This is a genomic window from Rhodanobacter ginsengiterrae (genome assembly GCF_050026815.1).
Classification (GTDB): Bacteria; Pseudomonadota; Gammaproteobacteria; order Xanthomonadales; family Rhodanobacteraceae; genus Rhodanobacter; species Rhodanobacter ginsengiterrae.
In genome coordinates, this window is sequence record NZ_JALBWO010000056.1 from 192,810 (window position 1) to 207,292 (window position 14,483).

The following is a 14,483-nucleotide window of genomic DNA, read 5'->3' on the forward strand; positions in this document are numbered from 1 at the left end:
CTCCGGAGCTGATCGTGTTGCAGCCTGCACGCTGTTCGCGATCTGCAACGTCGCGCCATCACATGCAGGGGAAAACCATGTGGTTTGCATCGTTCATCTTGAATGCGCTGGTAACGGGATTGCTGCTGGCGGGGTTGCCGTTTCCGGGGCATGTCGTCTGGCACAAGTGGCGACACAAGCGACGTTTCGTCGAGATCGCTCGTCGTGCGGGACCGCAGGGCCGCGCGGCCCGATATGTGTTGATCAGCGCAGGGGCAATTGTGCCTTCGCCGTATTGAACCTGCCGATGGGACACCCAACGTAACGATGATCCCCTATCGCAGGAGCAAATCGTGCCCGACCTTTCCGCTTTCCCGATCGCCAGCCGCTGGCCGGCCCGGCATCCCGACCGCATCCAGTTGTACTCGCTCAACACACCGAACGGGGTGAAGGCGTCGATCATGCTGGAGGAAACCGGGCTGGCGTATGAACCACACCTGGTCGACATCATGAAGGACGAGAGCCACACGTCCGAGTTCCTGTCGCTGAATCCGAACGGCAAGATCCCGGCGATCATCGACCCGGCGGGTCCGGGCGGCGAGCCGCTGGCGCTGTTCGAGTCGGGCGCGATCCTGCTGTATCTGGCGGACAAGACCGGTCAGTTCATTCCCGCCGATCCGGCGCAGCGCTGGGAAACCATCCAGTGGGTGTTTTTCCAGATGGCGTCGATCGGCCCGATGTTTGGCCAGGTCGGCTTCTTCAACAAGTTCGCCGGCAAGGACTACGAGGACAAGCGTCCGCTGCAGCGCTACGTCGCTGAATCGAAGCGCCTGCTCGGCGTGCTGGATGGCCGTCTGGACGGCCGACCCTGGATCATGGGCGACGACTATACGATCGCCGACATCGCCACGCTGGGCTGGGTCAACAACCTGGTGACCTTCTACGAGGCGCGCGAACTGGTGGCGTTCGACAGTTTCCGCCATGTCTCGGCCTGGCTCGACCGTGGGCTGGCGCGGCCAGCGGTGCAGCGCGGCCTGGCGATTCCCTCGCGCAACTGAGGCATGCCATGATTTCGCCCTCTCGGTGACCGGTGTGCGCCTGCCGGGAGCGCTAGCCTGCGGGATTCCGGACGGCTGGCGTCCCGCTCACGAGGAGATCCGATGAATCGTCGAAACCTGCTGCATGGCCTGTTGCTGGGCGCGGCGGCGCTGCCGCTGCATCGCCTTGCCTTTGCCATGCCGGCGCAACCGGCCATCAAGGATGCCCTCGCGGCGCGGCTGGCTGCATTGGAGCACCGGCATGGCGGCCGGCTGGGCGTGGCGATGCTGGATACCGGCAGCGGCCAGCATGCCGGCTACCGCGCCGACGAACGCTTCCTGATGTGCAGCACGTTCAAGCTGCTGGCCGCAGCGACAGTGCTGGCGCACGTGGACCGGGGCGACGAACAACTGGATCGACGGATCACCTTCGGCCAGGACGTCTTGCTGAAATGGGCACCGGTAACCTCGCACCATGCAGGCGCGCCGGGCATGACGGTGGCCCAGCTGTGCCAGGCGATGATCACGGTGAGCGACAACACCGCGGCGAACCTGCTGCTGTCCAGCGTGGGCGGTCCGGCCGCGGTGACGGCCTTCGTGCGCGCGCTGGGCGATCCGCTGACCCGGCTCGACCGTACCGAGCCCCAGCTCAACGTGACCCGACCGGGTGATTTGCGCGATACCACCACGCCCGCGGCGATGCTCGGCGACATGCGCGCAGCGCTGCTGGGTAACGCGCTTTCCGCCACGTCACGGCAACACCTGCTCGGCTGGCTGCGCGGTTGCAGTACGGGAATGGACAAGCTGCGCGCCGGCCTGCCGCCGGACTGGCAGGCCGGCGACAAGACCGGCAGCGGGGCGCAAGGCGAAAGCAATGACGTGGCGATCATCTGGCCGCCGCAGCGCGCGCCCTTGCTGGTCGCCGCGTACTACGCGCCCGTCGCGCCGGACGCTGCCGCGGGTGCCAGCGTGCTGGCCGAAGTCGGGCGCATCGCCGCCAGCCTCTGAGCGGGGGCGGGGTGCCGCTCAGGCCATGCAGAGCGGGGAGTGCGATCGCGCGTGCGGCCACGCGCGATCGCCTGCCTCATTCACCCGGGTGATAGACCCGCTCGACATGACCCTGACGTTGTTCAGGCCAGAAATACACCATGCGCAGGTTGCCGGTGGTGTAGCGCTCGGCTTCGTCGTTGAAATGCTTCGAACCGGGGTGACCGCTTTCGCCGCCGGCGGTGATCGCCCGCGCACTGACCTTGGGGCCGAACTCGACCACGGCGACGAAGCTGTTGCCGCTGGTACCGTAATAGCGTTTGGTGCCAGGCCAGCGGTGGGCGCCGAACGAGGCCAGCGAGCCCCAGCGTGAGGACACGAACGGCACCGGGATGCTCGGCTTCCCATCGTCGAAGGTCTGCACGATGGCGCCATCATTGCGCTGGAAGCGGTTGATCTCGCCCCACGGCACGCCCCAATTGCCGAAGTCCTTTTCCAGTCGGTCGGAGGCGTCGGCCAGCGCGTCCAGGCGTGCCTTCGCGCCAGCATCGCCGGCCATGTAGTCATACACCGACTGGTGTTCCGACTCGGCCTGGGCATGCACCCGGTCCCACAGCGTGTCGCCCCAGAACACCGCCAGCGAGGTCGGCATCGAGGCAATGCCCCAGCGGTAATCCCAGCCGCGCAGCAGGGCGACTTGGCCGGCCAGCCGCGGCTTCAGCGGATCGTTGTCGGGCAGCAGGTCGTAGTCGTGGACCACGGCCGGCACCAGCCGCGAAAACGCTGGCAGGAAGGAGTCGAACGCGGCGGTGATCAGCGAGGCCTTGCTGAAGTCGCGCACGCCATCCAGCACGCGAGTGGCGTGGATGCCGCGCGGGTTCTCGCCGAAGGTGTCCATGTAGCGCGGATAGTCCTGCTGCCGCGGGCTGAACTTGCCGGCGGCGGAGTAGGGCCAGTTGTTGGTGTTCATGATCCAGCCGTTCGGCGGATTGAGCAGGTGCGGCGCTTCGTCCAGGGCATGCAGTCCCTGCCAGTCGGTGGCCGGGTCGCTGCCGTCGACCGGCTTGGTGTAGTCGAAGCGGTTGTCGCGTTTCGGAATGAATTGCGGGTGCATGTACGCGATCTCGCCCTTGTCGTCGGCGAAGATCGTGTTGTTGGATGAATTGGCCTTGAGTTGCGCCACCTGCAGGTAGCTCGCATAGTCGCTGGCCTTGGTGCGCAGCCAGCTTTGCTCCAGCGCCGCCATCGGCTTGTTCATCAGCGCGGCGGCGATCCACTTTTGGTCGGCGGCACGCACGATCGGGCCGTGATGGGTGAAGCGGGCGGTGAAGCTGCGGCTGGCCATCGAGCCGTCTTTGGCGCGGTAGCGCAGGGTGATCGTGCGCGAGGTGACCGGTCGCAGTTCCTTGCCGTAGCGATAGAACAGCTGGTCGCCCTTGGGCACGATGGTCTCGGCGAATTCGTCGACCACGTCAGCCCCGGTCGAGGTGTGCATCCAGCCGATGTGCGGGTTGAAGCCCTGGTAGACGAAGAACTGCCCCCAGGTGACCGCGCCGTAGGCATCCAGCCCTTCGTCGCTGGACATCTGCAGTTCGGAACGGAAGAAGAACGAGGTGTGCGGGTTGATCCACAGCAGCGCGTGGCCGTCCGCAGTGAGCTTGGGCGCGATCGCGAAACCGTTCGATCCGGTCGGCTCGACCCAGCTCGACGGGGTTTCCACGCTGGACAGCTTCGCTCCGTCCTTGCCGTAAAACGCCGCGAGTGGTTCGAGCGCGACGCGTTCGATATCGCCGCCGATGCTGCCCTCGCTGAAACTCAGCGCCATCCACGGCTCGAAACGGGTGATCACCCGCGGATGGACGTCCGGATGGGTGGCCAGATAGTAGTTCAGCCCGTCGGCCCAGCTGTTCATCAGCGCCTGCAGCCAGGGCGGACTCTTCGCGTACTGCGCCTTCAATTCGACCGGGTCGATGAACAATTGCTGGCGCAGATCGCTCCAGATCGCCGACTCGCCCTCGGCCTGGGCCAGCCAGCCCAGTGAGTTCAGGTAATTGGTCTCGACCCGGTTGAAGTCGTCCTCGGCCTGCGCATAGGCCATGCCGAAGACGGCATCGGCGTCGGTCCTGCCGTGCACATGGGCAATACCCCAGTCGTCGCGGGTGATGGTGATCGCCTGCGCCTGGCGCTGCCAGCGGGCCTGGTCGGCCGGTGCGCCCTGCGCTCGGGTGGCCAGGCCTGGAGCCAGCAAAAGGCCCAGCAACAGACAGGACAGCCGCCGGCGAGGTGCCGGAAGGCAAGGCGTGTTCAAGGTGTCTGCGTGCATCAGCTTGCCGTCCCCTGGTGTGTTGGCGCTGCCGCGTCCGGGGGAGTTGATCACTAGTTGGCCATCCATGCAAAGCCCGTGCAGCCGGAGCGGCGATCATCGCCGGTCCGCACGGTGTCGATCTCCCGTTGATTCGTTCGTTGCTTGCAGGCAAGCCGATGTTGCAGACCCATCCTGTCCATCTTCAAACGAGGCCAACGCCATGCAGATCCAGCCCTATGTGTTCTTCGACGGTCGCTGCGAAGAGGCCATCACGTTCTACCGCCAGGCAGTGGGCGCCGAGGTCGTCATGCTGATGCATTACGGCGATGGGCCCGACGGCGCCGGCCAGTGTCCCGATGGCACCCAGCCACCGGCAGACAAGGTGATGCATGCCTGCCTGCAGATCGGCTCGACCCAGTTGCTCATGTCGGATGGTTTCAGCGCCGGCAAGCCGGAGTTCAAGGGCTTTTCATTGTCGCTTTCGGCCGTCGACGATCTCGCTGCGCGCCGCATGTTCGATGCGCTCGCCGCCGGTGGCCAGATACATCAGCCGCTGATGGCGACCTTCTTCGCCTCCAGCTTCGGCATGCTGGTCGATCGCTTCGGCATGTCGTGGATGGTGCTGGTGCCGAGCATGCCGACGGATTGATCGGCCGCTGCCAGCCGCCGGGGAGCGTATCGGGGAGATGCCGGATTTGTCCGGATGAACATGTAGGTGCATGACGGGTGTCCACGCAGGATCCGGCTGTATTTTGGTCCCGCGCGGCGCTTTCGCTGAAAATCGCCGACGCAAGCGACCGCGGCATGGCTATAGTCCGCCATGCCGCCCGCGGCGGCTGTCGCTGTCATGCCTTCCCGCCAGGGATCCGACCATGCCCAACTCCATCGATTACCGGCAGAGCGCAAGCTCCTTTCGCAGTCGCCTGAATGCCATTGCCTCGCGCACGAGCGTCGGCAAGAACCGCATCTACGTCGACTCCAGCGGCAACCGCACGCGACGTCAGCCCACGCAGTCCATGGAAGAGAAGCTGAAGTACTACGGCGAACGTCGTTATCACTCGGTCGCGCGGATCCTCGCCCTGTTCGAGATGGTGAGGAGAACCGAACGGCTTGGCCGGCCGGTTCTGGTCGAAAGCACCGGCGCAGTCTGGCAGGCGTATCGCGACCGCAGCGGCGGTGTCGACAATGCCTGCCACACCTGTCCCAGCCACCTCCAGCTGGATGGCAAGCTGCCGACGCTGATCACGCGCAACCGGGGCCTGCAACGGTATCTGGTGCTGGAATTCGCCGACTGCGTCTCGCTGCCGCGCAGCGTCAACAACATCGACAGCATCGTCGATGAAATCGCCGGAAGGCAGGCATTCGTCGCTGCGGCCAGGCTGGTGCTCAATCAGCCGGACACCGGCTGGTTGCAGGGTCTGGAGGCATTCCGCGAGGACATGCGGGGGCTGCTCGGCGACATGGTCGAGACGATCACCCGCCCACCCGGGCCGGAATACCAGGCTTCCAGCGTGCTCAACCAGGAGCGGCTGGATGTTCTGCTGGCGTATTACGAGGGCATCTTCCTGACCAGCACGGCCTCCATCCGGATGGGCAATTTCATCCGCCAGGTCGAGGCGGAAATGGGCCTGCCCTGAGTTGCCGCGGGCGGGGTGCCGGTGATGACCGTCACCTTCCAGCCAGTTCGCGTTCCAGTCCGGACCTCCAACCGTGGTCGGAGGGTGGCCGATAGCCGTCACGACCAGGCACTGGCTTGGTCTTCGCACGCCCGTTGAGACAGGTGCGCCTGCGCGGTGACGTGCAATTGATCGTCCCGGCATACCATGCCTTGTGATTCTTCCAGGCGGCGTGCGGCATCGAGGCGAGCTTGCCTGCCGAGATCGTCGGCGAATTCCGCTTCCCCATGCTCGCGGGAGCTGACCTGAAACGGGCTGGTCCGGTGGTCTGCCGCCAAGCCCCGGCGCGGTTCGGACGGCCGAACCTTGGGCCTCTCACGGCACGCCAGGTTGCGCAGCACAACGGTTCCAAACGGACAAAGCCGACGGGATTGCGGCATCGTAGTCTCCTCGCCCGCCCTGACGACGGCTACTTCCCTGCTGCGACCCGATGGTGCAGGGACCGCGCTGCCGCCGCAGGCAGGGCCTTCCGCGAATGGCGGATCCAGAATTTCCGGTCATCGCCGCAGGCATGCCGGGAAGGCGGCCGGCATCGGACATCCCGGGCCGGTCGAACGACGCAGTAATTCACTGAACCGCCCAATCCGAGGAGAACGCAATGCACAACGAATTCAAACTGACCGGCCCGCAGACCGAGCTGAGCAGCTATCCGCAGTGGGCCCGGGACATGGTGGCCGATTGCGAGAGCACCAAGCGCAGCGTGATCGAGCACCCCTTGTGGGAGGCCATGGCCGATGGCAGCCTTGGCCGGGAAAGTACCGTCAATTTCATGGTCGGCATCTGGCCGGTGATTGAACGCTTTCCGGCCTACATGGCACAGAGCCTGCTGAAGACGCGATTCGGACGCAGTGCCGGTGACAACCTGGCGCGCCGCTGGCTGGTGCGCAACATCCGCGTCGAGCAGAACCATGCCGAGTACTGGCTCAACTGGGCCGAGGGCGCGGGCATTCCACGCGAGGAGGTGCTGCATGGGGTGCCGCCGCACGGCACCGAGACCCTGGCCAACTGGTGCGAGGACGTCAGCAAGCGGGATACACTGGCTGCCGGCATCGCGGCTACCAACTATGCGGTGGAAGGAGCCACCGGCGAGTGGTCGCAATTGATCTACGAAAACCGGCGCTATGTCGAGCGCTTTCCGGAAAAGAGCCGGGCCGGTACGCTGCGGTGGCTGCAGTTGCATGCCGCCTATGACGATACTCACCCGTGGGAGGCGCTGGAGATTGTCTGTACACTGCTGGGAACGGAGCCCTCCGCCGACGAAGTGACGCACATCGGCGAATGCATCAAGCGCAGCTACACCAGCATGCGGATTCTCGCTGACCGCTGCGTCAAACCGCATCGCGTTCTGGATGTGCTGAACGAAGCCGCAGCCTGACGGATCAGGTTCCGGGCAGTGTGTTGCCAGAACGTGATGTGCCAATCACGAACCAAGGGACGCAATGCGCAGTTCGCAACTTAGCTTGCAACGACCGCTGTCACGACGATTGATGCCGCTTGTCTACGGGCTCGTGGGCATGCTGGTATTGATCCTGGCGCTGACTTGGGGCGCACTGCAGTTGCAGGTTGCTCTCGCCGGTTTCCTCAACGGCGAGAGCATCTGGTCGAAGGCGCAGAAGCAGAGCGTGATCTCGCTGGAGAACTACGCTGTTTCCGGCGATCCGGCGGCCCTGGCCAATTATCGTCAGAATTACGACGTGTTGATGGCCGATCGCTCGGCACGCGACCAGATCATGTCCGGAACCTACGACTACGACGAAGTCGCCGGGGCCTTGCATCGCAGCAACACGGTCACCATTGCGATTCCCGGCGTCATCTTCATGCTGCACCATTTTTCCGGCGCGCCCTACATGCGCGAGGCGCTGGACGCCTGGCGTTCCACCGATGACTCGATCCACGACCTGAACACGATTGCCAACGCGTTGGCCGCCAGTTACGCCAGCGGCAGCATGGCCGCGCCGGAAGTCGCCCGCCAGCGCGAGCGCATCCAAGCGATCAACACCTACATCGAGCCGCGCAGCGCGCTGTTTTCGCGCAAGATCGCCGATGGCGCGGTGTGGATGGGCCAGGTGCTGTTCTGGGGCGTGTTCGGCGCGGGCCTGATTGCCACGCTGCTCTGGCTGGACATGGCGCGCCGCATCCTGGCCAGCGTGCGTGGCAGCGAAGAACGCTACCGGCTGCTGTTCGACAGCGCCGCCGACGCGATCGTGATGATCGATGAATCCAGCGGGCGCATCCTGGACGTCAATCGCACCACCTCGACCTGGACCGGGCGCAGTGCCGACGAACTGGTCGGCGACCGCTTCGTCCATCTGTTCGTGCAATCGATGGCCGGTCAGCAGGCCGGGCGCGCCGCCAGCAATCTGCTGCTGGGCGAGCACGGCAGCACGCGACCAGTGGAGTTGCAGACCAGCCTGGCCAACTGGGGCAACCAGCCGGTGCGCCAGGCGATCATTCGTGACATCTCCGAACGCCTGAAAATGGAGCAGGAGCGTCGCATCGCGGCGGAGGCGCTGGCCGGCATCGCCGAGGGCGTGATCATCGCCGACGCCGAGCGGCGGGTGCTGTCCACCAACGCCGCGCATGTGGCGCTGACCGGCTTTTCCAGCCAGGCGCTGAGTGGCCGGCGTCTGGACGAGCATCGTTCGTTGCCGGATGGCAAACCGCTGCCGCCGTCGATCTGGGCCCAGGTCGCGGCCGGGCAGAACTGGAGCGGGGAAGTGCTGAGCAGCCGCAATGATGGCAGCAGCTATCCCGAGCATCTCAGCGTCAGCGCCATTCGCGATGCCGAAGGCGTGCCGCAGTACTACGTCGCCGTTTGCACCGACATTCATGAAGCCAAGGCGAGCCAGCACCGGCTGGAACAGATGGCCCGGCACGACCCGCTCACCGGCCTGGTCAATCGGGCCGAATTCGAGCGCCACTGTGCCGAGGCGCTTGCCGTGGCCGAGCGCGAGCGACTGGCGGTAGTGGTGCTGTTCATCGACCTGGACGCCTTCAAGATCGTCAATGACAGCTACAGCCACGCGATCGGCGATCGGCTGCTGGTCAAGGTGGCCGAGCGGATCCGCCAGCAACTTTCCGATGGCGACGTGGCCGGACGCATCGGCGGCGACGAGTTCACCGTGCTGATCCCGCGGCTGATCCTGCGCGAGGACGCCCGTGCGATCGTCAACCGCCTGCTGGTCAGCTTGTCCGAGCCGCTGCTGATCGACGATTACGAAATCGTGCTCAGCGCCAGCATCGGGGTGGCGGGCTACCCGCTTGATGGAGCCAACGCGGCGATGCTGATTGCCAATGCCGATGCCGCGATGTACGCGGCGAAGGCCGAGGAGCGCAACGCCTGCCGTTTCTATACGCCGATGATGCACGCCGACACCCGTCGCCGCCTGCAGCTGGCCACCGAGTTGCGTCAGGCGTTGGCGCGCAACGAATTCCACCTGGTGTTCCAGCCCAGCGTGGAACTGCGCAGCGGGCGCATCGTGGCGGTGGAGGCCCTGTTGCGCTGGCAACACCCCGAGCGTGGCGAAGTGCTGCCGGGAGAATTCATCCCGGTCGCCGAAGGACTGGGCCTGATCCGGCGCATCGACGAGTGGGTGATGCAGACCACCTGCGCCCAGATCCAGGCGTGGGACCTGGCAGGTGTGCCGCCGATCCGGGTCGCGGTGAACATCTCGGCCCGCTGGTTCGGCCACCCGGCCTTTGTCGACGGCGTCAGGCGCGTGCTGCAGTCGCGGCAGCTGCCGGCAAGCCGTCTGCTGCTGGAAATCACCGAGAGCGCGATGCTGCGCCTCGGCGACGAGATCGAACGCACCATGCAGACCCTGCATGCCCTGGGCATCGAGGTGGCGATCGACGATTTCGGCACCGGCTATTCGTCGATGGCGTATCTGAAGCTGCCGGCGGTGGCCTATCTGAAGATTGATCGTTCCTTCGTCACCGGCTTGCCCGGCGATGCCAACGATGCGGCGATCACCGAGGCGATGCTGGTGATGGCCAAGAGCCTCGGGCTGGTGACCATCGCCGAAGGCATCGAAACCGAGGCCCAGCACGACTTCCTGCTGCGCAGTGGCTGTATCGAGGGTCAGGGCTATCTGTATTCGCGCCCACTGCAGCCGGATGAGGTGCGTCACCTGCTGTGTCCGAACCAGCCGCCGGTGCCCGCGCGGCTGAAGCTGGTGCCGCCCAAGCGCAGCTGATCCGGCGCACCGCGCACGGGGCCGCCCCAGGTGCCTTGATATGCATCAGGGCGTCCGGGCGGATGTCGCGGGAGACTGCATGGAGTTCTCCAGGCCGCGCACCTCATGTCCTCCAGCGAACCCGTTCCCGACGGCAGCAATTACGTCAGCCCGCAAGGCACCCGTGCGGTCAAGGGCGGCATCCGTCCGAATGCGGCCAGCGGCGTGCCGGATGTCGATCGCAAGCCGCCGTGGCTGCGGGTCAAGCTGCCGGGCGGTGCGCAGTACGAGGCGGTGCACGAGATCGTGCGCAGCCACAAGCTGAATACCGTATGCGCCGAATCGAAGTGCCCGAACATCGCCGAGTGCTGGGGGCGCGGCACTGCCACGCTGATGCTGATGGGCTCGGTATGCACGCGCGCGTGCAAGTTCTGCTCGGTCAGCACCGGCAACCCGAACGGCTGGCTTGATCCGCTGGAGCCGTTGCAGGTCGCTGACGCAGTGGCGCTGATGGGGCTGAAGTATGTGGTGCTGACCTCGGTCGATCGCGATGACCTGGCCGACGGCGGCGCGGCGCACTACGCCGCCTGCGTGCAGGCGATCCACCAGCGCGCACCGCAGGCCGCAGTGGAGGCGCTGACCCCGGACTTCGCCGGCAATCTCGCGGCGGTCGCCACGGTGCTCGACGCCGGCCTGGTGGTCTGTGCGCAAAACATCGAGACGGTGGAGCGGTTGACCCATCCCGTGCGCGATCCGCGCGCCGGCTACGCGCAGACGCTCGGCGTGCTGGCCCTCGCCAAGCAACATGCGCCGATGACGCTGACCAAGACCAGCCTGATGCTTGGCCTGGGCGAGACCGATGCGGAGGTCGAGCGCACGCTGGACGACATCCGCGGCGCCGGTGTCGACGTGGTCACCCTGGGTCGGTACATGCGGCCCGGCCCGCATCACCTGCCGGTACAGCGTTTCGTCACGCCGCACGAGTTCCGGCACTACCGCGAACTGGCGCTCGGCAAGGGTTTCCTGGAGGCGGTCGCCGGGCCGCTGGTGCGTTCGAGCTATCGCGCCGAACGCGTGCTGGAGCACAACAACCTCGGACTGCAGCTGGGTGTCTAGCAGCATGCGGCCGGTCACCTGCAAGGAGTGTCGTCATGGAACATCCGATGTATCCGTCCTCCACCGTGGAACTGGCGCACAAGCGCCGTGAATTGGCGCCGGAACCGCTGAAGGCGTTCAAGGCGTTCAGTGCCGCGGCATTTGCCGACGGCGCGTTGCCGAACGTCACCAAGCAACTGATCGCGGTCGCGGTCGCGCACGTTACCCAATGTCCGTACTGCATCAAGGGCCACACCGCCGAAGCCTTGAAGCAGGGGGCCAGCGAGCCGCAGATCATGGAAGCGATCTGGGTCGCCGCCGAGATGCGCGCGGGCGGCGCGTACGCGCACTCCACCCTGGCGCTGGACGTAATGCAACACGCGCACGAGGCGGTCTGAGATGGCCACGCGCTTTGCCACGGTGTCGCGCAGCATCCTCGATGCGGTGGGTGACACCCCGTTGCTGGAGATCGAAGGCGTCTACGCCAAGCTCGAGTTCCTCAATCCCTCCGGTTCGATCAAGGCGCGCATCGCCAAGTACATGATCGAGCGGGCCGAACAGGAAGGTCTGCTCAAGCCCGGCGACACCATCGTCGAGGCGACCAGCGGGAATACCGGCAACGCGCTGTCGATGGTGGCGGCGGTCAAGGGTTACCGCATGCTGGTGGTGATGCCCGAGGGACTGTCCAGCGAACGCGTGGCGATTTCGCGCGCGTTCGGCGCCGAGGTGCTGTTCTGCGGCAACTTCCACGTCAACGAGGCCCTGCAGCGCGCTCGCGAACTCGGCCAGCTGCCGGGCCATTTCGCGCCGGCCCAGTTCGAGTCGGAGTGGAATGTGGAGGAGAATCGCTTGATCCTCGGGCCGGAAGTTCTGGCACAACTGCCCGCCGGCCAGTTACCCGATGCACTGGTGCTTGGCGTTGGCACCGGTGGCACTCTGATCGGCGTCGGCCAGGCGTTCCGCGCGGTCAACCCGAACGTGCGGCTGTTCGCGATGGAGCCGTCCGAATCGTGCACGATCCTCTGCGGCGAAATCGCCACGCATACCATCGAGGGCATTTCCGACGGCTTCGTGCCTGGCATCTTCCAGCGTCATGCCGGCCTGGTGAACGAGGTGCTCAGTGTATCCAGCGTCGACGCGGTGGCCGAGATGAAGCGGCTGGCGCTAAGCCATGGCCTGTTCTGCGGACCCAGTTCGGGCGCGCACCTGCTGGCGGCCAAGCGGATCCGGCAGAATTTCCCCGAGCTGAAGACCGTGGTGACGGCATTCTGCGACGAAGGCGAGAAGTACCTGCATGAGTACTTCATGCAACCGTCGGTCGGTGAGGTCGACGCGACGCACTTCCGCTGAACCGGTACGAGCTTCCGTGGGGCGGGCAGTGCCCGCCCGGCAGGAGGATTTCGCTATAGCGGCGAGCAGTGGCGGTTCAGCCACTCCAGGTCGGCATCGTCCAGCAGCGGACTGAGCGCTGCGCGCACGCCGGCGTGGTAGTCGTCCAGCCACGCGCGCTCTTCCGGATTGAGCAGGCCCGGCTCCAGTGCGCGGCGATCGAACGGGCACATGGTCAGCGTCTCGAAAGCGAGGAATTCGCCGAACTCGGTCTGCTCGGCCTCGACCACCACCGCCAGATTCTCGTGCCGGATGCCGTGCCGGCCGGGCTTGTACAGGCCCGGTTCGATCGAGCTGATCATGCCCGGCTCCAGCGCCACCAGTGCGCCGCCGGCCACGGGCGGGCGAATCGATTGCGGGCCTTCGTGCACGTTGAGGAAGTAGCCCACGCCATGGCCGGTGCCGTGACCGTAATCCATCCCGGCCGCCCATAGCGGTGCCCGCGCCAGCGCATCCAGTTGCGGACCGCTGGCGCCCTTGGGGAAGCGCGCCCGCGACAGGCCGATCATGCCCTTCATCACCAGGGTGGCATCGCGTCGCTGTTCGGCGGTGGTCTCGCCCAGCGCAAGCACGCGAGTGATGTCGGTGGTGCCGCCGAGGTACTGCCCGCCCGAATCGACCAGCAGCAAGCCCTTGGCCTGCAACGTGCTGTGCGATTCGGCGGTGGCGCGATAATGCGGCAACGCGCCGTTGGCCTGGTAGCCGGCGATGGTGGCGAAGCTCTCGCCGACCCAGCCCGGCTGCGCCGAGCGTTCTTCGCGCAGCAGGCTGTCCACGTCCAGCTCGGTGACCGTCATGCCGGCGGCAAGCCGCTGTTCGAGGCGGCGGAAGCCGCGCACCAGGGCGGCACCGTCGCGGCGCATCACGTCGCGGATGTGTTCGAGTTCGTCCGCGCTCTTCACCGCCTTGAAGGCAGTGCTGGGATTGGCCGCGTCGATCCGCGTCACGCCAGGCGGAATGGCGGCGGCAATCGCGTCGACCACGCGGCCGCTGTCCAGCAGCAGGCGATCGGTCGCGCCCAGTTCGTTGAGCACGGAGCTGACCGAGGCGTAATCGGCGATGCCGATGCCGTCGGCAGCCAGTTGCGCGACCACCGCGTCGTTGAGCTTGGCGCGGCCCACGAACAGCGTGGCGTGCTGCTCTGCCTGCACCAGCAGGTGGGCCAGGAAGACCGGGTTGCACTCCACGTCGCTGCCGCGCAGGTTGGTCAACCAGGCGATGTCGTCGAGGCTGGAAATCAGGTGATGGGTGGCGCCCAGCTTGTGCATCGCCTTGCGCAGGCGACCGAACTTGTCGGCGCGCGTGATGCAGGCATAGGCCGGGTCGTGCTCGACCACCGGCGACTGCGGCAGCGCCGGCCGGTCTGCCCAGATCGCGCCGGGCAGGTCCAGGTCGGTGCGCAGGGTGGCGCCGGCTTCGGCCAGGTGGCGCTCGATCTGCGTGCGCGTGGTGACGGCGATGCTGTCGCCGGCCACCGCCAGCACGTCGCCCTGCTGCAGATGCTGCTGCAGCCACTGCAGGTGTTCGGGCGTATGCGGCACGCGCAACTTCATCAGGCGGATGCCGCTGCCGGCCAGTTGCTGCTCGGCCTGGGAGAAATAGCGTGAATCCGTCCACAGCCCGGCCTCGTCCCGAGCCACGATCAGGGTCCCCGCCGAACCGCTGAAACCGGACAGCCATTCGCGTGCCGACCAGTGGGCGGGCAGGTACTCGGAAAGGTGCGGATCGGCGCTGGGAACGAGGACAGCGGCCACACCATGCTGCTGCATGGCCGCGCGCAGGGCGACAAGACGGGCGGGGATGGGGTTGTTCATCCGCCGATATTAACAGGGCGCGGCGC

At 66.1% G+C, this 14,483-nt stretch carries 13 protein-coding genes; 10 read left to right on the forward strand and 3 right to left on the reverse strand.

The features are described 5' to 3' along the window. The first annotated feature begins 14 nt into the window (after positions 1-14). From ACQGNJ_RS13755 to bla, 3 genes are all read left to right on the forward strand, one after another. Entirely contained in the window at positions 15-278 is a 264-nt protein-coding gene (locus ACQGNJ_RS13755) for a hypothetical protein (protein WP_426689817.1), read from the forward strand. Between the two features lie 54 nt (positions 279-332). Then, on the forward strand, positions 333-1,037 hold the full coding sequence (locus ACQGNJ_RS13760) for a glutathione binding-like protein (RefSeq protein ID WP_426689818.1): 705 nt from the start codon (positions 333-335) through the stop codon (positions 1,035-1,037). A 102-nt stretch (positions 1,038-1,139) separates the two neighbouring features. Continuing rightward, complete coding sequence (gene bla / locus ACQGNJ_RS13765) at positions 1,140-2,024, forward strand: class A beta-lactamase (protein WP_426689819.1); 885 nt, start codon at positions 1,140-1,142, stop codon at positions 2,022-2,024. A gap of 76 nt (positions 2,025-2,100) precedes the next feature. Here the strand turns inward: bla and ACQGNJ_RS13770 are convergent, their stop codons facing one another. Beyond that, positions 2,101-4,326, reverse strand: coding sequence for a penicillin acylase family protein (locus ACQGNJ_RS13770; protein WP_426690059.1), 2,226 nt, complete (start codon positions 4,324-4,326; stop codon positions 2,101-2,103). Positions 4,327-4,528: 202 nt separating this feature from the next. On the opposite strand from ACQGNJ_RS13770, the gene ACQGNJ_RS13775 reads away from it, so the two are divergent. Further along, complete coding sequence (locus ACQGNJ_RS13775) at positions 4,529-4,957, forward strand: VOC family protein (protein WP_426689820.1); 429 nt, start codon at positions 4,529-4,531, stop codon at positions 4,955-4,957. 223 nt (positions 4,958-5,180) lie between these two features. Next, positions 5,181-5,945 (forward strand): hypothetical protein, encoded by a 765-nt coding sequence (locus ACQGNJ_RS13780; protein ID WP_426689821.1) that lies wholly within the window; start codon positions 5,181-5,183, stop codon positions 5,943-5,945. A 98-nt stretch (positions 5,946-6,043) separates the two neighbouring features. Here the strand turns inward: ACQGNJ_RS13780 and ACQGNJ_RS13785 are convergent, their stop codons facing one another. After that, positions 6,044-6,364: a hypothetical protein gene (locus ACQGNJ_RS13785; RefSeq protein WP_426689822.1), complete on the reverse strand. Its 321-nt coding sequence runs from the start codon at positions 6,362-6,364 to the stop codon at positions 6,044-6,046. A 218-nt stretch (positions 6,365-6,582) separates the two neighbouring features. Between ACQGNJ_RS13785 and ACQGNJ_RS13790 the strand changes: the two genes are divergently transcribed. The 5 genes from ACQGNJ_RS13790 to ACQGNJ_RS13810 all read left to right on the forward strand — a co-directional run bounded on the left by ACQGNJ_RS13790 (position 6,583) and on the right by ACQGNJ_RS13810 (position 12,604). Beyond that, positions 6,583-7,359: an iron-containing redox enzyme family protein gene (locus ACQGNJ_RS13790; protein WP_426689823.1), complete on the forward strand. Its 777-nt coding sequence runs from the start codon at positions 6,583-6,585 to the stop codon at positions 7,357-7,359. Positions 7,360-7,471: 112 nt separating this feature from the next. Next, complete coding sequence (locus ACQGNJ_RS13795) at positions 7,472-10,180, forward strand: putative bifunctional diguanylate cyclase/phosphodiesterase (protein WP_426689824.1); 2,709 nt, start codon at positions 7,472-7,474, stop codon at positions 10,178-10,180. Positions 10,181-10,285: 105 nt separating this feature from the next. Next, a complete protein-coding gene (gene lipA / locus ACQGNJ_RS13800) occupies positions 10,286-11,275 on the forward strand; it encodes a lipoyl synthase (RefSeq protein WP_426689825.1) in 990 nt (329 codons plus the stop codon). 35 nt (positions 11,276-11,310) lie between these two features. Beyond that, the gene (locus ACQGNJ_RS13805; protein WP_426689826.1) at positions 11,311-11,652 is read left to right on the forward strand and encodes a carboxymuconolactone decarboxylase family protein; all 342 of its coding nucleotides are present in this window, start codon (positions 11,311-11,313) and stop codon (positions 11,650-11,652) included. A 1-nt stretch (position 11,653) separates the two neighbouring features. Then, on the forward strand, positions 11,654-12,604 hold the full coding sequence (locus ACQGNJ_RS13810; protein WP_426689827.1) for a PLP-dependent cysteine synthase family protein: 951 nt from the start codon (positions 11,654-11,656) through the stop codon (positions 12,602-12,604). Positions 12,605-12,657: 53 nt separating this feature from the next. Here ACQGNJ_RS13810 and ACQGNJ_RS13815 read toward each other — a convergent pair whose 3' ends face one another. Further along, complete coding sequence (locus tag ACQGNJ_RS13815; RefSeq protein WP_426689828.1) at positions 12,658-14,457, reverse strand: M24 family metallopeptidase; 1,800 nt, start codon at positions 14,455-14,457, stop codon at positions 12,658-12,660. Between the last annotated feature and the right edge of the window lie 26 nt (positions 14,458-14,483).

What these genes read in the sequence shown, in the direction of transcription:
- ACQGNJ_RS13790 (WP_426689823.1), top strand. Translation starts at nt 6,583, where the DNA reads ATGCACAACGAATTCAAACTGACCGGCCCGCAGACCGAGCTGAGCAGC.
- ACQGNJ_RS13785 (WP_426689822.1), bottom strand. Translation starts at nt 6,364, where the DNA reads ATGCCGCAATCCCGTCGGCTTTGTCCGTTTGGAACCGTTGTGCTGCGC.
- ACQGNJ_RS13770 (WP_426690059.1), bottom strand. Translation starts at nt 4,326, where the DNA reads ATGCACGCAGACACCTTGAACACGCCTTGCCTTCCGGCACCTCGCCGG.
- ACQGNJ_RS13780 (WP_426689821.1), top strand. Translation starts at nt 5,181, where the DNA reads ATGCCCAACTCCATCGATTACCGGCAGAGCGCAAGCTCCTTTCGCAGT.
- ACQGNJ_RS13805 (WP_426689826.1), top strand. Translation starts at nt 11,311, where the DNA reads ATGGAACATCCGATGTATCCGTCCTCCACCGTGGAACTGGCGCACAAG.
- ACQGNJ_RS13815 (WP_426689828.1), bottom strand. Translation starts at nt 14,457, where the DNA reads ATGAACAACCCCATCCCCGCCCGTCTTGTCGCCCTGCGCGCGGCCATG.
- lipA (WP_426689825.1), top strand. Translation starts at nt 10,286, where the DNA reads ATGTCCTCCAGCGAACCCGTTCCCGACGGCAGCAATTACGTCAGCCCG.
- ACQGNJ_RS13775 (WP_426689820.1), top strand. Translation starts at nt 4,529, where the DNA reads ATGCAGATCCAGCCCTATGTGTTCTTCGACGGTCGCTGCGAAGAGGCC.
- ACQGNJ_RS13795 (WP_426689824.1), top strand. Translation starts at nt 7,472, where the DNA reads ATGCCGCTTGTCTACGGGCTCGTGGGCATGCTGGTATTGATCCTGGCG.
- ACQGNJ_RS13810 (WP_426689827.1), top strand. Translation starts at nt 11,654, where the DNA reads ATGGCCACGCGCTTTGCCACGGTGTCGCGCAGCATCCTCGATGCGGTG.
- bla (WP_426689819.1), top strand. Translation starts at nt 1,140, where the DNA reads ATGAATCGTCGAAACCTGCTGCATGGCCTGTTGCTGGGCGCGGCGGCG.